Annotated in this window: 19 protein-coding genes, 1 tRNA gene and 1 pseudogene; 11 read left to right on the forward strand and 10 right to left on the reverse strand. The window is 66.4% G+C overall.

The genetic code is table 11. The features are described from left to right. The first annotated feature begins 13 nt into the window (after positions 1-13). On the forward strand, positions 14-916 hold the full coding sequence (locus QSK30_RS31060) for an erythromycin esterase family protein (protein ID WP_285508337.1): 903 nt from the start codon (positions 14-16) through the stop codon (positions 914-916). 855 nt (positions 917-1,771) lie between these two features. Here the strand turns inward: QSK30_RS31060 and QSK30_RS31065 are convergent. Then, on the reverse strand, positions 1,772-2,704 hold the full coding sequence (locus tag QSK30_RS31065; protein WP_285508338.1) for an XRE family transcriptional regulator: 933 nt from the start codon (positions 2,702-2,704) through the stop codon (positions 1,772-1,774). A gap of 263 nt (positions 2,705-2,967) precedes the next feature. Here QSK30_RS31065 and QSK30_RS31070 point away from each other — a divergent pair, with 263 nt between their 5' ends. Further along, complete coding sequence (locus tag QSK30_RS31070; protein ID WP_285508339.1) at positions 2,968-3,342, forward strand: hypothetical protein; 375 nt, start codon at positions 2,968-2,970, stop codon at positions 3,340-3,342. Between the two features lie 22 nt (positions 3,343-3,364). Here QSK30_RS31070 and QSK30_RS31075 read toward each other — a convergent pair whose 3' ends face one another. From QSK30_RS31075 to QSK30_RS31085, 4 genes and pseudogenes are all read right to left on the reverse strand, one after another. Further along, on the reverse strand, positions 3,365-5,119 hold the full coding sequence (locus QSK30_RS31075) for a diadenylate cyclase (protein ID WP_285508366.1): 1,755 nt from the start codon (positions 5,117-5,119) through the stop codon (positions 3,365-3,367). Between the two features lie 79 nt (positions 5,120-5,198). Then, positions 5,199-5,825, reverse strand: coding sequence for a Cap15 family cyclic dinucleotide receptor domain-containing protein (locus QSK30_RS37020; protein WP_352231648.1), 627 nt, complete (start codon positions 5,823-5,825; stop codon positions 5,199-5,201). Continuing rightward, positions 5,822-6,712: a nucleotidyltransferase domain-containing protein gene (locus QSK30_RS31080; protein WP_285508341.1), complete on the reverse strand. Its 891-nt coding sequence runs from the start codon at positions 6,710-6,712 to the stop codon at positions 5,822-5,824. Before QSK30_RS31080 ends, QSK30_RS37020 begins: the two co-directional genes overlap by 4 nt. Positions 6,713-7,103: 391 nt before the next feature. Continuing rightward, positions 7,104-7,364 (reverse strand): annotated as a pseudogene (locus tag QSK30_RS31085) (integrase core domain-containing protein); the annotation flags it as partial. A gap of 2 nt (positions 7,365-7,366) precedes the next feature. On the opposite strand from QSK30_RS31085, the gene QSK30_RS31090 reads away from it, so the two are divergent. Beyond that, positions 7,367-7,570: a hypothetical protein gene (locus QSK30_RS31090; protein WP_285508369.1), complete on the forward strand. Its 204-nt coding sequence runs from the start codon at positions 7,367-7,369 to the stop codon at positions 7,568-7,570. A 183-nt stretch (positions 7,571-7,753) separates the two neighbouring features. Here QSK30_RS31090 and QSK30_RS31095 read toward each other — a convergent pair. From QSK30_RS31095 to QSK30_RS31105, 3 genes are all read right to left on the reverse strand, one after another. Then, positions 7,754-7,828 (reverse strand) — tRNA-Val (locus tag QSK30_RS31095). Positions 7,829-7,871: 43 nt separating this feature from the next. Beyond that, positions 7,872-8,330 (reverse strand): peroxiredoxin, encoded by a 459-nt coding sequence (locus QSK30_RS31100; RefSeq protein WP_285508342.1) that lies wholly within the window; start codon positions 8,328-8,330, stop codon positions 7,872-7,874. Positions 8,331-8,438: 108 nt separating this feature from the next. Further along, positions 8,439-8,870, reverse strand: coding sequence for a DUF3052 domain-containing protein (locus QSK30_RS31105; protein ID WP_285508343.1), 432 nt, complete (start codon positions 8,868-8,870; stop codon positions 8,439-8,441). A gap of 303 nt (positions 8,871-9,173) precedes the next feature. On the opposite strand from QSK30_RS31105, the gene aceE reads away from it, so the two are divergent. Both aceE and QSK30_RS31115 read left to right on the forward strand, forming a co-directional pair. Beyond that, positions 9,174-11,939, forward strand: a complete 2,766-nt coding sequence (gene aceE, locus QSK30_RS31110; protein WP_285508344.1) for a pyruvate dehydrogenase (acetyl-transferring), homodimeric type — start codon at positions 9,174-9,176, stop codon at positions 11,937-11,939. A gap of 132 nt (positions 11,940-12,071) precedes the next feature. After that, positions 12,072-13,331 carry a helix-turn-helix transcriptional regulator gene (locus tag QSK30_RS31115; RefSeq protein WP_285508346.1) on the forward strand — a complete coding sequence of 420 codons (1,260 nt, stop codon included), beginning with the start codon at positions 12,072-12,074 and terminating at the stop codon, positions 13,329-13,331. On the opposite strand, the gene QSK30_RS31120 is transcribed toward QSK30_RS31115, so the two are convergent. Continuing rightward, positions 13,328-13,972, reverse strand: coding sequence for a nicotinamide mononucleotide transporter family protein (locus tag QSK30_RS31120; protein ID WP_285508348.1), 645 nt, complete (start codon positions 13,970-13,972; stop codon positions 13,328-13,330). The genes QSK30_RS31115 and QSK30_RS31120 overlap by 4 nt on opposite strands. 767 nt (positions 13,973-14,739) lie before the next feature. Continuing rightward, on the reverse strand, positions 14,740-14,907 hold the full coding sequence (locus tag QSK30_RS31125; RefSeq protein WP_285508349.1) for a hypothetical protein: 168 nt from the start codon (positions 14,905-14,907) through the stop codon (positions 14,740-14,742). A gap of 356 nt (positions 14,908-15,263) precedes the next feature. On the opposite strand from QSK30_RS31125, the gene QSK30_RS31130 reads away from it, so the two are divergent. The 6 genes from QSK30_RS31130 (at position 15,264) to QSK30_RS31155 (ending at position 20,770) form a co-directional block, all read left to right on the forward strand. Next, complete coding sequence (locus QSK30_RS31130; RefSeq protein ID WP_285508351.1) at positions 15,264-15,836, forward strand: hypothetical protein; 573 nt, start codon at positions 15,264-15,266, stop codon at positions 15,834-15,836. Positions 15,837-15,910: 74 nt separating this feature from the next. After that, on the forward strand, positions 15,911-17,077 hold the full coding sequence (locus tag QSK30_RS31135; protein WP_285508367.1) for a PucR family transcriptional regulator: 1,167 nt from the start codon (positions 15,911-15,913) through the stop codon (positions 17,075-17,077). 162 nt (positions 17,078-17,239) lie between these two features. Beyond that, the gene (locus tag QSK30_RS31140; RefSeq protein ID WP_285508352.1) at positions 17,240-18,163 is read left to right on the forward strand and encodes an ACP S-malonyltransferase; all 924 of its coding nucleotides are present in this window, start codon (positions 17,240-17,242) and stop codon (positions 18,161-18,163) included. After that, entirely contained in the window at positions 18,160-19,134 is a 975-nt protein-coding gene (locus tag QSK30_RS31145; RefSeq protein WP_285508354.1) for a beta-ketoacyl-ACP synthase III, read from the forward strand. Before QSK30_RS31140 ends, QSK30_RS31145 begins: the two co-directional genes overlap by 4 nt. A gap of 71 nt (positions 19,135-19,205) precedes the next feature. Beyond that, positions 19,206-19,457, forward strand: coding sequence for an acyl carrier protein (locus QSK30_RS31150; protein WP_285508356.1), 252 nt, complete (start codon positions 19,206-19,208; stop codon positions 19,455-19,457). 68 nt (positions 19,458-19,525) lie between these two features. Next, a complete protein-coding gene (locus QSK30_RS31155; protein WP_285508358.1) occupies positions 19,526-20,770 on the forward strand; it encodes a beta-ketoacyl-[acyl-carrier-protein] synthase family protein in 1,245 nt (414 codons plus the stop codon). Positions 20,771-21,188: the final 418 nt, after the last annotated feature.

Raw genomic sequence — 21,188 nt, forward strand, 5'->3', positions numbered from 1 at the left:
CACGCTGGTTCTCATGAGCCCACGAGACCCGACCGTCGCCCAGTGGATCCGACAGCACGCCCACCCACTGACCACAGTGGACATCCAGGCACCGCTCGACGACCTGCGCCCACTGCGCGCCATGGTCGGAGACGCCGCCGTCGTCGCCATCGGCGCCTCGACGCGACAGGCCCACGAGCTCTCGACCACCACACACCGAATCCTGCGCTTCCTGGTGGAGGAACTGCACTTCCGCGCACTAGCCCTCGAAGGCGACGACCCGGCCCGCGTCGGCCTGGACGCCTATGTGCGAGCGGGCCACGGCGACCCACGCGCGGCACTGGCCGAGGCACGCCCCTTCTGGCGCACGGAGGAGATCCTCGGCGTCATCTCGTGGATGCGCACCCACAACGAACAACACCCACTCGACCCGATCCGCTTCACCGAGCTGCCAAACCGACCCCGACCAGACCCACCGACAACCCCGGACCAGGGAAAGACCCGAGCCGACAACGTAACCAGGTGGCACGAACAGTCCGGCGACAAAATCGTCTACTGGGGCGGCATCGCCCACACGGCAGTATCCCCCGGCAGCGTGGGAGGCCACCTGCGCGAACGCTTCGGGGCCGAGTACCTGTCCGTCGCCCTGACCTTCGACCACGGCACCCTGCCCACCCCCGTACCCACCCCACCGGCGGACTACGCCGAAACAGCCCTCAACGACGCAGGCATCGGCCCATTCCTCCTCGACCTGCGCACCCCACGGCCGACCCCAGTCCAAGCCTGGCTGGAAACCCCCACCAAAACCAGACTGTTCGGCCGAACCCAAGACCCCACCCAACACCTATCCGGCGCCCCCTTCGGCACCTGGTTCGACGTAGTAGGGCACCACCCCGAAGTAACCCCCGTCCACCTCTTCCCCCACAAGAACCAATAAAGCTCCCGCACTGTCGCCCCCACCTCCACCGAACCCCTCACTTTCACCCCACCCTCACTTTCATCTCCCCCTCCCCCTCATCCAACTCCCACATCCCTCCTCGCCCAACTTCCAACTTCACATTCCCTAACCACCAACAAGCCCGCGCCAGGCCAACACACTCCCCAACAGACCACCCCTCCCCCTGCATTCCATACGCAGCCAAAACACGGCCTGTGATTGTTTGTCAAGGTACTCTTTCCCGCCTTGACAAACAATCACAGGCCGTAGTGATAATTGGCGTAGGGGATTCAGGGCCCCACGGGTGGCCACACTCCACAGGCAGCACGTACGCCCCCGGTAGCGCATACACATGGGCTGCCCAAGTAAAAGCGGGGGCTCGATCTAGTGAACTCGCTTCGTGTGGGGCCCCTAGAGCACCGCGGTGGAGAGAAAAGGGCAGGGTAAGGGCATCCCCACCCACGGCAAGTTTAGCGGCACTCTCCCCCCACACGAAGCGAGTCCACTAGATCGAGCATCCGTAACGGGACTTGCGTTCCAGCGTGGTCGGCCTAACCGCTGCGGTACCAGCGGGGCCGGGAACCTGTCGCGACCAGCGGGTTCGGGATTCCCTTACGTCCCAGCGGGGTAGGCCAAACCGCTGCGGTACCAGCGGGGCCGGGAACCTGTCGCGACCAGCGGGTTCGGGATTCCCTTACGTCCCAGCGGGGTAGGCCAAACCGCTGCGGTACCAGCGGGATCGGGTCCTGCGGCATCCCAGCGGGGTCGGGATTCACTTGCGTACCAGCGTGGTCAGGACCCTCGTGGACACCGACATGTCGGGATCCTCCTGCGTCCCGACACCCCTGCCCCCGGTCATCCGCCCTGAGCCGCAAGCCCGACCCGGATGGCTTGTTCCCATTCCCAGTGCAGTGCGTACAGTCCCGGCCCCGCGTCCGAAACAGCAAGCTGTGCACAATGCGACTGGTCTACCCGCAATTCCCCGCCGCGCGTCGCGCCCTTGTCATCGGTCATCCGCCACGCACAGCGCGTGGGCGTCGCCTGCGGGTCGAAGGAAACCTCGAAGAAGTACTCGTGCACCGGAAAGCGCAACTTGCGCTCGTAGAAGGTTGTAGGGACCTCCACGGCAGGGCACCGCACCTCGTACTCCACCATGATGACATCGCCACGCGCCAGTTCCCGGTCGAACGCCAGGGAAGCGACCAGATACCCCAGGTCCGGTAGGTATTCGGCGCTGTCGACCGAACAATGCCGTACCGGGCGAATCTCCGGCCCCTGGGAATGCGGTTGGTCCAGCGCATAGGCGACCGGCAACCGCGACACCCCGGAGCGGGCCGCGCGCAGCACCAGCCGCACCCGCAACGACCGCTCCGTGCCGTCGGCCCCGACCCGCAACAGGTCGTGCTGGCTGAGCCGGACCAGGAACTCGTCCTCGGCGTCGACCCCTCGCAGCAGCGGGAGGATCCTCGGATCACTCGGCCACACCGAAGCCGCAGGCAGCCTGCGCTGCCCAGCCCGACCCGGCCCACGAGACCGCCGCGGCCCCAGCAACAGCGTCAACGCCCCCACCGGCAGGTCAAGCACCTCTTCCAACGGCCCCAAAGCCGCCAACGACTCCCGCCGCTCCGGCCGACGCGTACCCGACTGCCAGTGGCTCAACGCGGCCACACTCACCCGGTGCCCCCGCTGCGCCAGCCGGTACCGGATCCGCTCCAGACCCAGACCACTGCGCTGGATGGCCGCCCGCAGCACCCGGTCGAACGACCGCCCCTCCAGCGCGTCGACCAACCTCGGCACCCCATCCGCCATCCCGACCCGATCAAACCGGTGAACGAGATTAACAGCGGCCAGACGCCCGTGGCCGTGCCACGAGACCCGCCGTTTTCCAACGAATAGGCCGGATACTGTGAAGAAGCCCGAAATCCCTTGAACACGGATTCCCAGAGTCTGTGGCCCTCCGTGCCTCCCTATCGAACCCGAGGCCGCCTCTGGTACGGCTGCTAGCGGCGGTGGCTGGTGGGGCTGTACTGCCAGACAGCGAGGCGGTGCCGGTGGAGGAGGCTGAGACTGGGGTGGCGTGTGAGGTAGTGGACCAACGGATGCTGGGGCAGGAGGAGTCGGCTGCGCTGGTGGAAGCATATCGAGGTGGAGCGTTAGTGTTGGAGCTGGCTCGGCGGTTCGGCGTGCACCGGCACACGGATCGACACGCGCAGCGCGCGGGGGTGGTGAAGCGGCCGGTGGTGCGGATGAGCCGGAGGGTGCTGGCGGAGGCGAGAGAGCTGTATGCCCACGGCTTGAGCGTGGCGGGGGTGGGCAAGAAGCTGGGCTTGAGTGCGAGCACGGTGTACTCGACGTTTGCACGGGAGGGGGTGAGGATGCGATGCTCCACGCGAGCTGATCCAAAACCACACGGACTCGCAATATGACATTTGAGCGAATGGGTACGGCCTAAATCTCGCGATGAGGAGGTTGCATCCAGTAACTGTCATTCATCTGCACGTCTGGAGTTAGGTCTCGTTCGATAATTCGAACCGCCCGATTCGAATCCAGTTCTTCGAGCTTCTTCCTGGCAGAATTGACCGCCGCACATTGCTCATCCGAGAGGTAGAAGTTTAACATCTCAAGCTCGCTCCATAGCGCATTTCTGGCCGCTAAGTCAGGCGACTTCGAATCAGCCAGAAGTACGTATGCCTCGACAGCGCCGCGCACCTCCTCGCGATCCATCAAGGGCATCAAGTCCGGAAGAATATTGATCGTTCCATCCGTGCTGTATACGATAACAACTGCGGGAGGCGGGTTGCTATCTATATACCGCACCGCATTATTGAACCGGCTTCCCCTTGCGGGATCTCCCACACCTTTGGCTGTTCCATCAAGAATGACACCAATCGCATGGCAGCGTCCCCGAGCATCAAGCAACAAACCTCCATCCATGCTCGAAACCTGATTAATCAAATCGCCTGTCAGCTCTACCGGCTCTACACTCCAAGGCTGCGGAGCCATGCGTTTCGCCTCACCCGCAGCATCGCTAGAGATAATGAGCATTGCGCCATTCCTATTCTCCTCCGCCGCATTAGCGAGCGCAACGAGGGTAGATATATCGGCTCCAGCAATTCGCCTCGAAACGACGTCAGCGAAGATCTCCGTGTTCAACGTAGGCCTTGGCAGGTAACCAGTGCCGTCGCGAACCGTTAGTAACGGCATCTCCGCGTGCGACAACTCCCATATCCCCCGCTCTTTTACTGACACCACGAAGATGGACTCTGAAGCTTCATCGTAATTGGCGCGTACAAGACCAAATCCATATACATATACTCCATCAGACAGCAGGTCAGCGTGAACGCCGCCAGCTTCCATCAGCTTGCGCACAGCATGCGAATCGGAGAATTCTACGGGTTGGAGCAACCTTAACGAAACATCGACCGCCTCGTGATTCATCTTCGCGAAGACTATACGGCCAGCTCCCCAGCGCTTCTCGTGAGGAAGTGCAGATATCTGATTCAGATATGACTCACGTCCATGCGCAAATATCTGCCCGGAGCAGATCAAGGCAGAATAAAACATGCGATTTGTTGCACTACGGACAATCTCATCCACCTCAGATCCCAGAACCATCAATCCTCTACCTGCATCTGGCATGTGTAACGCCCTAGCAGCCCGCATTGATACTTCGTAAAGCAACGCATGGACTAATGACTGCCATACGTGGACACAATCGACAGCCGTACTGTGAATCTGGGGTACTTTTTGGAGCGTTGCCTTGTCAACGCCTAGAACCACATGAACTTCGTAGTCATCGACTTGAACCGATCTGCTGCAGAAGAAGTTGAACACTCTTCCATGCGGTGAGGCACCGAGAGCATCAGCGAGCGCTTGCCTGCGGCAGGCGTCCGCTAGTTCATGACGCTTATCGAGCTGTATCTCAGGGTCACTGTATCGGTGCTGCAACTCTGGGCTAGCTTCAAATAGTACCTGCCCCTCGCGTACGACGTTTGACAGATCAAGATTCCCGAACGAACCATCTTCCGGCTCAACGCACACCGGGTAGTCATGTTGACCGGCTACTTGAAATCCAACGAGGAGAACATCGAAGCCTCCGTAGAAGTTGATCTGATCGAGAGCGCGCTCAAGCGATGTGTTGACTGACGTGCAGAAGTAGTGCTGATAACCCCACATGAACTGCCTGATGGTGCGCCCTGACATTTTGCTCACCTCAACCCCGCCTAACATTGACCATATTTTGCGTAATTTTTCAGTATCAAACAGTTGAATACAGGATATGTTACACTCTCTTATCGAAAACTGATTGCGCTTCGTCAAAATCATCAATGAACTCGGCAGTCCATTGATGAAAGTTGAGTTCGCCCCGCGTATCTCGATCCGTCCAATAGCGACCCCTCATCCGACTAACTGGTTCTCCGGAAAGAGAAAGCACCGTCGATCCATGATGCATCCGACTTCCCTCTTCAAACCGAGGGTCTGGACGGTTGAGGTAGAGGTACGCGAGTTCGGAAGTGCCGTCCACTGTCGAAACGGCCGCCAGTGAAGATGCAGATCGGGATTCGTTGGTCAGAAGTTTCACTGATACTAGCGATGCGGTCTGGCGTACGACTAAGTAAACCGTCTTCGGTGCCGCCCGCCGCCCGGTTGCAGGATCCTCCCAGAACGATGTCAGAGTTCCTTTCCAAGTACCTCCTATACGACGCGGCACTCCCGGGAAGAGCTGACTGGGCCGAATTTTCCATAGCCACAGATCCCACAGGGCGAAAACGATCGTTGCTAAGAGGACGGCCGCAGAAAAGAACTTCAGCCAGCCAGGATCAAACTTTCCCCCCTTCACCCAGGTTCCAATAGCGAAGACCAAGATTACAACTGCAACACTTACTCGAACGAGTATACCGTGTCTCATGATGCGTATCCCAGGTAGTTCCAGGCAGCCTTTACAAAATCCCGACCGTCCGCACGACTCCAAGCTTGATCACTACGAAAAAGATGCTTACACTCGTTAACCTCAAGCCAGCGATCGCTCGCGCCAGTCGGCTCATCTCCTCGAAGTGCTTGCCAGATGTGTGTTATTACGCCGCTGATCGTTTCCGTCCAGGTCGGACGCAGAAGCACACTGTTAGGACAGTTGTAGACAAGGCACTCGACAAAGAACGATGGGACTTCGCGACGCCCACCTTCCGTGAACATCGCATTCTCAACACGTTTCATGATGCGAACTGCGTGTTTATAGCAGTTCTTCGTCTCTACATTCTTTCGACGACCATTAGCAAGTTGCTGATCGGGATAGTTTACAATCCCGGTGCCATTTTTCTTGAAAACCTTAACTCCATCTCGATAACCACCTGACGAGAAGTAGTATCGGTAGTCGAAGCAGGGCACTACGTCGGCGTCAACTCGGGCAGTGTTCGAGTCGATCCGAAATGCTGTAGAACCAGCTGAGTCAACTTGGCCCGGAAACTTCTTGTTCAGAGCTACACCCAGTTCGGAACGAAGCTCAGCGGGTGTCCATATCCCTGAGTATGATCCACCTCCCGAGGGACGCACCCCTGCGATGGCTTCATCCCAATAGTAGAGATCTGTACACTGAACAGCGATGTCAACATCACTGTCAGCCCTGACGTTCGTGTTGTTAGCATACGAACCTTTGGCATATATCTTGAGGTTGCAATCGGAAAAAAGAGCGTGCCCCCTTACAGCTTCGCGAATCATGCGCTCAGTGCGCTCTTGCTTTTCCTGCTCGCTGATACTTGATGGGCCAGTCCAGCCAGCCAGCCTATCTTCCAATTTCATTAGTGAGCGGCCCTCCACCGTAAGGGACTTCGACAGGGAAACTGACAATGATCACACGAGGGTCTCCGATCTTCTCTCGATGCAAGTAGCTGTGCTCGATATTACGTGATTACCCTTGCCCGCGCACTCTCTACCTGTCATGTTCGCTGCCGCTACTATGCCCCTGCTCGTTATCGACAACCCACACAAACGCCACCCCACACGGCGGCACCGCCCAGCCGTCGAACCAGGTGGTCCCTGACTTGCCCGGGACGTCGTCGGGAGACGATGCGACGCGGGCCCGTTCGCTGCTGGCGAGAAAGTCGAGCGTATTGACATAGCTGATGCCGCTTGCGGGTCTGCTGCACGAGTAGGTGACAGTGGTAGTCACGCAGCCTGACTGACTGGCTGGCGTAGTCATGATTGCCTCGTATTCGACAGGGGTCAGCCGGCCGAGCGCGGTTTGGCGTCGACGTCGGTGGTAGGTGCCCTCGATCCAGGTGACGATTGCGATCCGGAGTTCGTCGCGGGTGGACCAGGTACGTCGGTCGAGAACGTTGTTTTGCAGCAACGCGAAGAAGCTCTCCATGGCGGCGTTGTCGCCCGCGGCACCGACCCGGCCCATCGAGCCGGGCAGGCCACGGCGGGCGAGCGCACGGACGAACTTCCTTGCCGGTGGCGGTGTTCGAGCCGAACCTCTACGACGAGCTGTTCGAGCACGCCGTCGACAGCAATACCGAGGGCACGATGCCGAGCCGGGCACTGCCGTTCGAGGCGAACACACTCACGTGGCTGCGGGAGTCGGGACGACTGTCGCCGGGGGCAGCAGCAGCGTTGGAACTTGCCTGGCGGCACCGGGGAGTACTGCTTGCTGGGTGAGGGACGCCCAGGCGCGCTACAGCAACATCGTCGCCTCGTGGGCACCCGCGATGCGAGATGTACCGAGTAGGCCGAGCGACACCAGACACGAAGAAGCCCCCGGCGCAGGGACTGCGGCCGGGGGCTTCATGCTTCGCATCTCGCCCTCTGTTCGACGTGTCGAAGGTTCGAGAGACATAACTTTGGTGGGCGCAGCAGGATTCGAACCTGCGACCGCTCGGGTGTAAACCGAGTGCTCTCCCGCTGAGCTATGCGCCCGCTCCCCGGCACCGACCGACACAAGTCGGTGCCGGGAGGTCGGTCAGAGTGCCGCGACGGCCTTCTTCCAGGCGTTCTGGTCGCGGGCCTCGCCGGGGCTGTTGATCTCGGCGAACTGGACGACGCCGTCCTTGTCGATCAGGAAGGTGCCTCGGTTGGCCAGGCCCGCCGCCTCGTTGAAGACGCCGTAGCTGGTGGCGACCGCGCCGTGCGGCCAGAAGTCCGAGAGCAGGGGGAACTGGTAGCCCTGCTGCTCGGCCCACGCCTTCAGGCTGAACGGGGTGTCCACGGACACGCCGACGACCTGGACGTCGTTGTCGGAGTACTCCGCGAGCTCGTCGCGGACCTGGCAGAGCTCGCCCTGGCAGGTGCCGCTGAACGCGAACGGGTAGAACACGAGCAGCACGTTCTTCGAGCCCTGGTAGTCCGAGAGCTTCACCGGCTGCCTGTTGTAGTCGTTGAGCGTGAAGTCCGGAGCCTTCGAACCGACCTCGACCGCCATACCCGGCATCCTCCTGGCTGGGGGCGCGGTGGATCCGCGCCGGTACCTGTGCGAGCCCAAGCCTAAGCCACCCGGACGGTCCAACGCCCGGGTGTTCGGCCTGTGGACTCAGCGCTTCGGCTTGACCGACTTGGGCGAGACCAGCCGGATGCCTGCCCAGTCGCCGCTGGTGCTGACGCCGGAGGTCTGTGCGAGCCCCGCCGTCGGCACCGCCTCGGCGATGTCACTGGGCTCGACGTAGCCGGGCCTGCCCGTCTTCGGGGTCATGACCCAGATCACGCCGTTGTCGGCGAGCGGTCCGATCGCGTCCATCAGCGCGTCGACCAAGTCCCCGTCTCCCTCGCGCCACCACAGCAGCACGACGTCGACGACCTCGTCGGCGTCCTCGTCCAGGAGGTCGGAGCCGATGCGCTCCTCGATGGCGGCGCGGACGTCGTCGTCGACGTCCTCGTCCCAGCCGATCTCCTGGACAATGGTGCCCTCGTCGATCCCCAGCTTGTCGGCGACGCCGGCGTTCCCGGCGTCTCCCGCGGCCACCACGGTGTCACTCCTCCAGTTGTGCTCATCTGCGGCGTGCCGAGCCCTTGATCAGGCCCGTCGGCCGCGTTCTGCCTGTTCGGTTAGGCGATAGCGAACACTGACAGTGGCCACCTGCGCAACCGCCCGCTGTCCGACACGCCGCTGCGAGGCCCTCCGCGGAGCGGTGTGAGCAACCCGATTTGGGCCTACTGACCAGTAAGGATGACGTCAACCAGGATTCAGTCGAGCATGGCAGAGTGTCCCTCGCGCGCGTGATATCGCGCGCGCGCAAAGTCGCCCTCAACCCCAGGCTGGAGCTCGAAGTTGGCCACCCAGAACGACAGGCCCGCCCCCGAGCGCGTCCGCGTCATCCGCGACGGGCTCGCCGCCCACCTCCCCGACATCGATCCGGAGGAGACCTCTGAGTGGCTGGAGTCCTTCGACGCTGCCCTGCGCGGCGGTGGTCAGCAGCGCGCGCGCTACCTGATGCTGCGCCTGCTCGAGCGCGCCCGTGAGAGCCACGTCGGCGTCCCCGCGCTGACCAGCACGGACTACGTCAACACCATCCCCACCGAGAAGGAGCCCTGGTTCCCCGGCGACGAGGAGGTGGAGCGCCGGTACCGCGCCTGGATCCGCTGGAACGCGGCGATGACCGTGCACCGCGCGCAGCGCCCCGGGGTGGGTGTCGGTGGACACATCTCGACCTACGCCTCCTCGGCCGCCCTCTACGAGGTCGGTTTCAACCACTTCTTCCGTGGCAAGGACCACTCGGGTGGGGGAGACCAGATCTACGTCCAGGGCCACGCGTCCCCGGGGATCTACGCCCGCGCGTTCCTCGAGGGCCGCCTCTCGACGTCGCAGTTGGACGGTTTCCGCCAGGAGCTCTCGCACGCGGGCCCCGGCGGCGGCCTGCCGTCGTACCCGCACCCGCGGCTGATGCCGGACTTCTGGGAGTACCCGACCGTCTCCATGGGTCTGGGCCCGATGAACGCCATCTACCAGGCGCGGTTCAACCGCTACCTCAACGACCGCGGCATCAAGGACACCTCCGACCAGCGGGTCTGGGCCTTCCTCGGCGACGGCGAGATGGACGAGCCGGAGTCGCGCGGGCTGATCCACGTCGCGGCCAACGAGCAGCTGGACAACCTCACCTTCGTGATCAACTGCAACCTGCAGCGCCTGGACGGCCCGGTGCGCGGCAACGGCAAGATCATCCAGGAGCTGGAGGCGTTCTTCCGCGGCGCTGGCTGGAACGTCATCAAGGTCATCTGGGGCCGGGAGTGGGACGCGCTGCTGCACGCCGACCGCGACGGCGCCCTGATCAACCTGATGAACACCACCCCCGACGGCGACTACCAGACCTACAAGGCCAACGACGGTGCCTTCGTCCGCGAGCACTTCTTCGGCCGCGACCCGCGGACCAAGGAGCTGGTCACGCCGATGTCCGACCAGGACATCTGGAACCTCAAGCGCGGCGGCCACGACTACCGCAAGGTCTTCGCGGCCTACCAGGCGGCCACCGAGCACCACGGCCAGCCGACCGTCATCCTGGCCAAGACGATCAAGGGCTACAACCTCGGCCCGCACTTCGAGGCGCGCAACGCCACGCACCAGATGAAGAAGATGACCCTGGACGACCTCAAGGCGTTCCGGGACACGCTGCGCATCCCGATCGAGGACGCGGAGCTGGAGAAGGACCCGTACCTGCCGCCGTACTACCACCCGGGCCAGGACGCGCCGGAGATCCAGTACCTGCAGGAGCGGCGCCGCCAGCTCGGCGGCTACCTGCCCGAGCGCCGGGCCAAGGCCAAGGCGCTGGTGCTGCCCGGCGACAAGGTCTACGACGTGCTCAAGCGCGGTTCGGGCAAGCAGGAGGTCGCCACCACGATGGCGTTCGTCCGGCTGGTCCGCGACCTGGCCAAGGACAAGGAGATCGGCCCGCGGCTGGTGCCGATCATCCCGGACGAGGCGCGCACGTTCGGCATGGACTCGATGTTCCCGACGCAGAAGATCTACAACCCGCAGGGGCAGCTCTACACCTCGGTGGACGCCTCGCTCATGCTGTCCTACAAGGAGAGCGAGCAGGGCCAGATCCTGCACGAGGGCATCAACGAGGCGGGCTCGACCGCGTCGTTCACCGCCGCGGGCACCTCGTACGCCACGCACGGCGAGCCGATGATCCCGGTCTACATCTTCTACTCGATGTTCGGCTTCCAGCGCACCGGCGACGGCCTGTGGGCCGCGGCCGACCAGATGGCGCGCGGCTTCGTGCTCGGCGCCACCGCGGGCCGCACGACGCTCACCGGTGAGGGCCTGCAGCACGCCGACGGGCACTCGCTGCTGCTGGCCGCGACCAACCCGGCGGTTGTGTCCTACGACGCGGCGTGGTCGTTCGAGCTGGCGCACATCGTCAAGGACGGCCTGCGCCGGATGTATGGCGAGCAGGCGGAGGACATCTACTACTACCTCACCGTCTACAACGAGCCCTACCAGCAGCCGGCCGAGCCGGAGAACCTCGACGTCGAGGGCCTCCTGCGCGGCCTGTACCGCTACCAGGAGGCACCCTCGACCGAGGGACCCCGGGCGCGGATCCTGGTCTCGGGCGTGGCCATGCCCTCGGCGCTCAAGGCCCGGCGGATCCTGGCCGAGGAGTGGGGCGTGGGCGCGGAGGTGTGGTCGGCCACGTCGTGGGCCGAGCTGCGCCGCGAGGCGGTCGAGATCGACCGGCACAACCTGCTGCACCCGGAGGCCGACCCGCGGGTGCCGTACGTGACCTCGGTGCTGTCCGAGGGCACCGGCCCGGTCGTGGCGGTGTCGGACTGGATGAGCGCGGTGCCGGACCTGATCCGCCCGTGGGTCCCGACCGACATGCTGACCCTGGGCACGGACGGCTTCGGCTTCTCCGACACCCGCCCGGCGGCCCGCAGGCACTTCCTGGTCGACGCCGAGTCGATCACCGTCGGCGTGCTGGCCGCCCTGGCCCGCCGCGGCGAGGTACCTCGGGCGTCGGTAGTCGAGGCGGCCCGCAAGTACCGCATCGACGACGTGTCCGCCGCCGGTCCGCAGACCTCGGACCCCGGCTCGGCCTGAGTTGACCGCCGGAGGGCCCCTGTCGTTCGCGACAGGGGCCCTCCGGCGTACTCGGTCCCGGCCCCGGACCGGCGGTGCTAGGCTGACCTGCGGTAACGAGGCGAACGCCGAGTGTGATCGACGGGGAGACCGGTGCGCAAACGAACCCGCTTGGCCCGCGCCCGCAAGGCGGCGGGCTTCACCCAGGAGGCGCTCGCCGAGGCCATGCACGTCGACCGCAGCACGGTCTTCCGCTGGGAGCTGGGCCGGAGCGAGCCACTTCCCTTCCTGCGCCCCAAGCTGGGCAGGCTGCTGGGCCTCACCAGGGAGCAGTTGGAAACCCTTCTCGTCAACGAACCGGTGGCGCCGGCGGCCGCTCCGGGGCGCAGCGAGGTGGACCGGCGGCAGTTCTTGGCGGGCACGCTGTTCAGCGTCGCCGCGTCGGCGGGCTCGACCCAGGACTGGCTGCTCAGCACGATCGACGAGGTCGCGGGCGCCCACGGCAAGGTCGACTCGTCCCAGATCGAGGCCCTGCGCCGCGCGTTCGCCCTCTACCAGGAGCTCGACGTCATGCGCGGTGGCGGACACGCCTTGGCCCAGCTCACGGGGTACCTGGAACAGGTCGTCACACCACTGGTGAACGACAACGGCCCCGACTCCACCACCGGGCGCGAACTCCACTCCGCGGCGGGCGAGCAGTTCTACCTGCTCGGTTGGATGAACTACGACCACGGCAACCAGGTCGGCGCCCAGACCCACCTGCTCCGCGCGCTCGAACTGGCGCGAGCCGCGAAGGATGTCGCACTCGGCGCGCACGTGCTCGCGGGGCTCTCCGACCAGGCGACTCTCACCGGTCACCCGGATCAGGGCCTGCGACTCGCCAAGACCGGCATCGCCGGGCTCGGGCACGACCGCTCCCCCGCTTGCCTGGCAGACCTCCGCGTACTCCAAGCTCGTGCCGAGGCAGCACTGGGCGACGCTGAGGCCGCAGACCGCAGTATCAGCCTGTCCCAGGAAGCCTTCGCCGCCAGCGAGCCCGCCAACGAACCGGAGTGGGCGCGGTTCATCGACGCCGCCTACCTGCACGGCGAGTACGCCAACGCCTATCGCGACCTCAACCGCCCCACCGAGACCACCGAACACGCTCAAGTCTCAGCCGATGAAGCGGCCCGCCAGAACCGGGCCCGACGCGGCTGCATGGCCAACGCCGCGCTCGCCCGAGCCGCTCTCACCAGTCACGACCTCGAGGCCGCCAGTGCCGCCGGGCTCACCGCCCTCCGGCAAGCCGTGACCGTGACCTCCAGCCGATCAGCCCAGGCCGTCACCGATCTGCGGATGCGGATGGCACCGCACCGGGACTCCCCGGCGACGCGGCAGTTCCTCGACGAGTCCGCCGTCCTGATGCCCGCCTAGCCGACCCGGCCAGGCTGCCCCACGGGCACGCCGTCCCGCTGCCGCTGGGCGGACCGGTACCAGCTCACCCAGCCGTAGACGACCAGCCCGGCGAAGATCGTGTAGACGAACGCGCTGAACCACAACCCGGACGAGAGCTGCAACGGCACGCCGATGGCGTCGACCAGCAGCCAGACCAGCCAGAACTCCACCAGCCCCCACGCCTGGAGCCCGAACGCCAGCAGCGTCCCGACGAAGATCGCCGAGTCCGGCCACGGCGCCCAGGAGGCGTCCAGCGCGTCGAGGACCAGCGCGAACACCACGGTGCCCACCACGAACGCGGCGGCCACGGCGAACAGCTCCCGAGGCGCGGCCCGCCGAACGGCCACCCCGAAGACGGGATCGCGGTGGCGCGCCCACGCCCACCAGCCGTAGACCGCGATCAGCCCGACGACCACCTGCCGCACCGCGAGCCCACCGAGGTGCGCGGAGGCGTAGACGGTGAACAGCAGCACCACCGAGACCAACTGGACGGGCCACGTCCACAACGTCCGCCGCTGCGCGAGGAACACCACCGCCAACGCGAACACCTGCCCGAACAACTCGGCGTAGGCGATCCGCTGGCCGAACAGCGAAACGGAGTTCTCCAACAGCACGTGCACGACGTCTCCCCTCACCCCTGCCCGGCCCAACACACCCCGCCACCGCATTGTTCCCGAGGGCGCTGACACCGACCCTGGACCACCGGATGCCACGAACGAGGGAACTGTGTTGTCTCGCCTGGCACCTGGGCCGGACACCATCCATAGTGGAATCACCGGTGGGGACCGGGGAGATGGGCCGCCCGGCATCGAGCGCACCGACATGCCGGGCGGCCCGCCCGATCGGCCCCGCGTGTTCGCGGAGAGCGCTCACCGGGGGATCGGGCGTTGTTTGTCCTGGGGGCCGAGCCCCCAGACCCCCACGGTGCGATCGGTGACCGAACCAGCGTGGTCTCGTGGGGGCTCGCTCACGCCTTCGGCGATCGCATCGGGTGCCTCATGGGCGGGCTGGCTATTGGTGGCTTGTGGGGGCTTGTGATGGGTGCCCATGTGGCCCCTCCCCCTCGTCTTCCTCTTTTCCTTTTCCCGTTCCCATCTTCCTTGCCCCTCCTTCCGTTTCCCTTTTCCCCTCCTTTCCTCCCCCCTCTTCCTTCCGCTTCCCGCCCCCCTTGCTCATTCCCCCTTCCTCCCCCACCTCGCCCTTCCTTCCCGCTTTCCCTTTCCCACCTTCTCGCCCCTCTTTCTCAATTCCCCCTCCCCTCGCGTGTCCTTCCTCTTGCCCCTCCTTTTCTCCCGCCGCGCCCACCTGCCCCCGCCCTACTCCCCCCTCCCTTCCCGTCTTCTTATCCCGCCTTCCTCGCCTTCCTTCCCGCCTCCCTGTCCCTTGCTCACTTTCCTCCTCTCCTCTCCTCTCCTCTCCTCTCCTCTCCTCTCCTCTCCTCTCCTCTCCTCTCCTCTCCTCTCCTCTCCTCTCCTCTCCTCTCCTCTCCTCTCCTCTCCTCTCCTCTCCTCTCCTCTCCTCTCCTAGCCAGCTTTATGACTTCTCCGTCTGACATCTCCTTTCCTGTTGGTGTTGGTTGGCGCTTGTGTTGTGGTGGATCTCTTGCGCTTGTGCGCCTGGGGCACTGAGAGTGGGTGGATAGGGCCGGCGGGGTGGAAGAAGGTGGTGAATGGGGGAAGTTGGCGGCGCGAGGACGTGGGGTGGTTCAGGATGGCGGGGCATCGGTTCGGTGGCGGGAGGGGTGGGGTGAAGGAAAAGTTCACGTGGAGGCGGAGGGCTGGAGATCGATGGGAAGAGGTCGCGCTCTCGTTCTTTCTTGTCGCGTGCTTCCTCTTGTCGTTCTTCAAGGATCTCTTCCCTGTTCTGGAAAATGGTCTTCAGGCGGCGGTGTTCGGCGCGATCTTTTGGTTGTTGCGGCAGGTTCGCGCGCTGCGGATCACCCTTCAGGACAGCAACGCGGTGGAGGTCTTCTTCGCGACGAACGAGGAGTTCTACAGTTCGGCGCGGGACGCGGTGCGCCGGGCCGAGCGGGAGGTACGGGTGACCTACTTCCGGGAGACGCCGCCGACTCGGCTGGCCAGCGTCGAGTCCAAGGAGTACTTCGCGGAGATCATCCGGTTCGCGCAGGCGCGCGGGACCGTGCGGCGGATCATCGGGGTGTCGAACGCGGAGATGGCGCAGTGGTGCGCCGACCAAGTCGCCTGCGTGGCGGAGAACCCGGGCTACAACGTCAGGGTGATCGTCACCGTGGCGCAGGCCGTGGAGCCGATGTCCGCCTGCCTGATCGACGACGACGCCATGTACATGGCGTTCTCCGGTCCCACCGCCCAGCAACTCGGCGGGATCCGGGAGGACGCGCCCAAGCTGGTCCACTTCCACCAGAACCGGTTCGACCAGCTCTGGGGCGACGGTGTCGACCTGGCGGACTTCGTGCGGTCCGCGGAGTTCGCCCGGATCGCGGGCGGGTCCGCGCGGGCCGGCTGAGATCGGCTACCGCTCCTGGTTGGGGGGTGGGGGTGGCGTGCGATGGTGTGGGGGTGAGGGCTGCGGCGGATGGGTTGTCGGTGGAGACGCTTGACGCTGTCGAACGGGCGTCGGGGAAGTTGGCGGCGGCGGCTGTGGCGGCGATGGACGAGCAGTTCGCCTGGTTCGGGCGGATGCCCGCCGACCAGCGGGCCTCGGTGCTGTTGGTGGCCCAGAACGGGGTCGCCGGGTTCACCGCCTGGCTCAAGGACCCCCGGGAGGCCCTGCGGCTGACCACGGACACGTTCCGGGGGGCGCCCCGGGATCTCTCCCGGTGGATAAGCCTCCGGCAGACCGTCGAGATGGTGCGGGTGTCCCTGCAGGTCTTCGAGGACCTCGTGCCCGACCTCGCCGAGAACGACGCCGAGCGGGCCGTGTTGTCCGAGGCCGTTCTGCGCTACGGGCGGGAGGTCGCGTTCGCCTCGGCGATGTCCTACGCGTCGGCGGCGGAGGCCCGGGGGGCGTGGGACGCGCGGCTCGAGGCGCTGGTGGTCGACGGGATCGTGCGGGGGGACGCCGAGGAGTCGCTGCTGTCCCGGGCCGCCGCGCTGGGCTGGGACCCCGCGTCGGAGGCGACCGTGCTGGTGGGGAACCCGCCGTCGGACGATCCGCCGACGGTGCTCTACGAGGTGCGCAGCCGGGCGGCTCGGGTGGGGCGGCCGGTGCTGCTGGGCGTGCAGGGGTCGCGGCTGGTCGTGGTGCTCGCCGGGCCCGCCGAGGATGCCGTCGACCTGGAGGTCCTCGCCAAGATGGCCGCCGCCTTCGGTGACGGTGCGGTGGTCGCGGGGCCCACGGTGTCGAGCATCGCGGAGGCGCACCGGAGTTCGGCGGACGCGCTGTCGGGGTTGCGGGCCGTGGTGGCCTGGCCCGAGGCCCCCCGGCCGGTGCGCTCGGCCGACCTGTTGCCCGAGCGGGCGCTGGCGGGCGACCCGGAGGCCGAGTGGCAGCTCATCGAGGGCGTGGCCAAGCCGCTGGAGGAGGCGGGTGGGGCGTTGCAGGAGACGGTGGAGGCCTATCTCGCCACCGGGGGTGTGCTCGAGACGTGCGCTCGTCAGCTCTTCGTGCACCCGAACACCGTCCGCTACCGTTTGCGCAAGGCGGCTGAGCTGACCGGGCGCAACGCCGGTGACCCGCGGGACGCGCTGGTACTGCGGGTGGCCCTGGCCGTCGGACGGCTGTCGCGCTCGCGCGGGCTCTGGTAACACCGGGCAACCGGATGGTGTCAGACACCACAACTGACAACGAATACCCGCCCGTAGCGTTCACAGGCCCGTCACTTTTGGAGGGTTCCCACAAACGAGGGGCTGCGACTTGGTGAGCGCCAGCATGCCTGACCGACACCGCGACCGTGTTCAGTTGAGCCTGTGATCGCACTCCTCGCGCCCGGGCAGGGCTCCCAGGCCCCCGGCATGCTCGCGCCCTGGCTCGAACTGCCCGGCACCGCCGACCGGCTCGCGGAGTGGTCGGAGATCACCGGGCTCGACCTGGCCCGGCTGGGCAGCACCGCCGAGGCCGACGAGATCAAGGACACCGCGATCACCCAGCCGCTGATCGTCGCGGCCACCCTGCTCGCCCACGAGGAGCTCGCCCGCCGGGTGGAGCTGCCCGCCGACGTGCTGGTCGCGGGCCACTCGATCGGCGAGTTCGCCGCCGCCGCCATCGCCGGTGTGCTCACCGCCGAGGACGCCGTCGCGCTGGCCGCCGTGCGCGGTCGCGAGATGGCCGCCGCCTGCGAGCTGGCGCCCACCGGGATGGCCGCGCTGGTGCGCGGCACCGAGGAGGACACCCTCGCCCGCCTCGAGGAGCTGGGCCTGGTCGCGGCCAACCGCAACGGCGCCGGTCAGATCGTGGCCGCCGGGTCGCTCGACGCCCTGGACAAGCTGGCCGCCGAGCCGCCCGCCGGGGCCAAGGCGATCCGGCTGAAGGTCGCGGGCGCGTTCCACACGCACTACATGGCCCCCGCCCAGGAGGCTCTGCGCGCCTACGCCGCCACCCTGGCCACCCCGGCCGACCCCACCCGCACCCTGCTGTCCAACGCCGACGGCACCGTGGTCGACTCCGGCGCCGAGGTGCTCACCCGGCTGGTCGCCCAGGTGACCAGTCCGGTGCGCTGGGACTCCTGCATGGCCACCATGGCCGAGCGCGGGGTCGGGGCAGTCGTAGAGTTCCCGCCCGCGGGCGCGCTCGTCGGTCTGGCCAAGCGCGAGCTGAAGGGCATCCCCACCGTGGCCCTGAAGACCCCCGCGGACCTGGACACGGTGATCGAGCTGATCGGAAGTGCCGCATGACCACGCTGCGACTCGCCCAAGGGGCGAAGGCCAGCCGGATCCTCGGCGTCGGTTCGTTCCAGCCCGAGCGGATCGTCACCAACCACGAGCTGTCCCAGCGCATCGACACCACCGACGAGTGGATCCGCGAGCGGGTCGGCATCGCCGAGCGCCGGTTCGCCGCCCCGGACCAGAAGCTGGTCGACATGGCGGTCATCGCGGGGTCCAAGGCGCTGGCCGACGCGGGCCTGTCGCCTTCGGACGCGGACACGGTGATCCTGGCCAACTGCACCATGCCCACCCCGATCCCCAACGGCGCGGCCCAGGTGGCCGACCGGATCGGGGTCAAGGCGGCGGGCGCGTTCGACCTCAACGCCGCGTGCGCGGGCTTCTGCTATGCGCTGGGCACCGCCTCGGACCTGGTCCGCTCCGGCTCGGCGCGCCGGGTGCTGGTGATCGGCGCGGAGAAGCTCACCGACTGGGTCGACCCCGAGGACCGGGCCAACGCGATCATCTTCGCCGACGGCGCGGGCGCCGCGGTGGTCGGACCCGCCGAGGAGCCGGGCATCGGCCCGGTGGTCTGGGGCAGCGCGGGCGACCTGGTCGAGATGATCCACATGCGCGACGACCGGTGGATCTTCCAGGAGGGCCAGTCGGTGTTCCGCTGGGCCACCACCAAGATCGCGCCGATCGCGCTGCGCGCGCTGGAGGCCGCCGGGGTGGCACCGTCCGAAGTGGACGTGCTGATCCCGCACCAGGCCAACCTGCGCATCGTCGAGTCGATCGCGAAGAAGCTGCGCGCGCACGGTGCCCGCGAGGACATGGTCGTCGCCGACGACATCGTCCACTCGGGCAACACCTCCTCGGCGTCGATCCCGATGGCGATGGACCACATGCGGGCCGCGGGCCGGATCAAGCCCGGTGACGTGGCGCTGCTGGTGGGCTTCGGCGCGGGCCTGTCCTACGCGGGACAGGTCGTGATCTGCCCCTGATCGAAGGGGAGCGGTAAGCCCGCCGGGTGCGGTACCCGGCGGGTCGCAAGCACTAGGGAAGGACACCTGGCATGTCGGACAAGCCCAGCGACGCCGAGATCCTCGAGGGCCTCGGCGAGATCGTCGAAGAGGTCGCGGGCGTCTCGCCCGACGACGTCACCGCCGACAAGTCCTTCGTGGACGACCTGGACATCGACTCGCTGTCGATGGTCGAGATCGCCGTGCAGGCCGAGGACCGGTTCGGCGTCAAGATCCCGGACGACGAGCTCGCCAACCTCAAGACCGTCGGCGACGCGGTGAACTACGTCTCGAAGAACATCTGAGGCACGCCGCACCCCGTTCCACCCCGGCTCCGCGGAAACCACCCACCACCCGCTCGCGAAGGAACCCCATGAGCAACGTCGATGTCGTCATCACCGGGCTGGGCGCCACCACGCCGCTCGGCGGTGACGTGTCGTCCACCTGGGATGCCCTGCTCGCAGGCCGCAACGGCGTCAAGGTCAACACCGCGGCCTGGGTCGAGCGCTTCGACCTGCCCGCCAAGTTGGTCGCGCCGCTGGCCGTCGACCCGACCGAGGTGCTGCCGCGCGTGCAGGCCCGCAGGCTCGACCGCTGCGAGCAGATCGCGGTCATCGCCGCGCGCGAGGCGTGGGCGGACGCCGGGTACGACATCCCCACCGACGAGCACGAGTCGGTGGAACCGGATCGCCTCGGGGTCTGCATCGGCACCGGCATCGGCGGACCGGTCACCCTGCTCGACCAGGACGACATCCTGGAGGAGCACGGGCTGCGCAAGGTCTCGCCGCTGACGGTGCCGATGCTGATGCCCAACGGGCCCGCCGCCCAGGTGGGCATCGAGATGCGGGCCCGGGCGGGCGTGCACACCACCGCCTCGGCGTGCGCCAGCGGCGCCGAGGCCATCGCCACCGCGTACCAGATGATCCAGAACGGCCGCGCGGACGTGGTGATCGCGGGCGGCGCCGAGGCCTGCATCCACCCGATCACCGTCGCCGGGTTCTGCCAGTCCCGAACCCTGAGCACCCGCAACGACGAGCCGGAGCGCGCCTCCCGCCCGTTCGACACCGAGCGCGACGGCTTCGTCCTCGGCGAGGGCGCGGGCGTGCTGATCCTGGAGCGCGCCGACTACGCGGCCGCCCGCGGCGCCCGGGTCTACGGCCGGATCGCCGGCTACGGCATGACCTCGGACGCCTACCACATCACCGGCAACCACCCCGAGGGCCTGGGCCAGATCAAGGCCATCGAGAACGCGGTCCGGATGTCCGGGCTGACCGCGCTGGACATCAACCACGTCAACGCGCACGCCACCTCCACCGTGGTCGGCGACGTCGGCGAGGCCGCCGCCATCCGCAAGGCCCTCGGCGAACACGTGGTGCTGACCGCGCCGAAGTCCTCCTTCGGCCACCTGGTCGGCGGCGCGGGCGCGGTGGAGAGCATCTCGACGATCCTGTCGATCTACCACAGCATCATCCCGGCCACCCGCAACCTGGAGAACCTCGACCCGAGGGTCGGCCTGGACGTGGTGACCGGCGACGCCCGCAAGCTAGAGATCACCGCCGCCATCAACGACTCGTTCGGCTTCGGCGGCCACAACGTCGCCTTGGTCTTCACCGGCTGATCGCCGGTGTCGCGTCCGCCGCGCCTGACTATCGGCGCGGTGGACGCTCGCTTGGCGCTGCGTCGTGAGGTTGCCGTCTTCGTTGCCCAGGTTTCGGGCATGGCTCGATCTGGTGGACGCGCTTCAGGTGGCCGTCTTCGTTGCCCGGGTTCCGGGCGTGGCTCGATCTGGTGGACGCGCTTCAGGTGGCCGTCTTCGTTGCGCGAGTTGCGAGCGTGGGCTCGATCGAGGACGTGCGTCGGGGGTTGCCGTCTTCGTTGCCCAGGTAAGAGCGGGGGCTCGATCTAGTGGACTCGCTTCGTGTGGGGCCCCTAGAGCACCGCGGTGGTGAAAAAAGGGCGGGTGAAGGGCATTCCCCACCACCGGTCAAGTTTAGCGGTGCTCTCCCCCCACACGAAGCGAGTCCACTAGATCGAGC

This window comes from Actinokineospora sp. NBRC 105648 (genome assembly GCF_030269645.1).
Taxonomy (GTDB): domain Bacteria; phylum Actinomycetota; class Actinomycetes; order Mycobacteriales; family Pseudonocardiaceae; genus Actinokineospora.

What these genes read in the sequence shown, in the direction of transcription:
- QSK30_RS31100 (WP_285508342.1), bottom strand. Translation starts at nt 8,330, where the DNA reads ATGGCGGTCGAGGTCGGTTCGAAGGCTCCGGACTTCACGCTCAACGAC.
- QSK30_RS37020 (WP_352231648.1), bottom strand. Translation starts at nt 5,825, where the DNA reads ATGAGACACGGTATACTCGTTCGAGTAAGTGTTGCAGTTGTAATCTTG.
- QSK30_RS31060 (WP_285508337.1), top strand. Translation starts at nt 14, where the DNA reads ATGAGCCCACGAGACCCGACCGTCGCCCAGTGGATCCGACAGCACGCC.
- QSK30_RS31155 (WP_285508358.1), top strand. Translation starts at nt 19,526, where the DNA reads ATGAGCAACGTCGATGTCGTCATCACCGGGCTGGGCGCCACCACGCCG.
- QSK30_RS31080 (WP_285508341.1), bottom strand. Translation starts at nt 6,712, where the DNA reads ATGAAATTGGAAGATAGGCTGGCTGGCTGGACTGGCCCATCAAGTATC.
- QSK30_RS31150 (WP_285508356.1), top strand. Translation starts at nt 19,206, where the DNA reads ATGTCGGACAAGCCCAGCGACGCCGAGATCCTCGAGGGCCTCGGCGAG.
- QSK30_RS31145 (WP_285508354.1), top strand. Translation starts at nt 18,160, where the DNA reads ATGACCACGCTGCGACTCGCCCAAGGGGCGAAGGCCAGCCGGATCCTC.
- QSK30_RS31125 (WP_285508349.1), bottom strand. Translation starts at nt 14,907, where the DNA reads ATGTCAGACGGAGAAGTCATAAAGCTGGCTAGGAGAGGAGAGGAGAGG.
- QSK30_RS31075 (WP_285508366.1), bottom strand. Translation starts at nt 5,119, where the DNA reads ATGTCAGGGCGCACCATCAGGCAGTTCATGTGGGGTTATCAGCACTAC.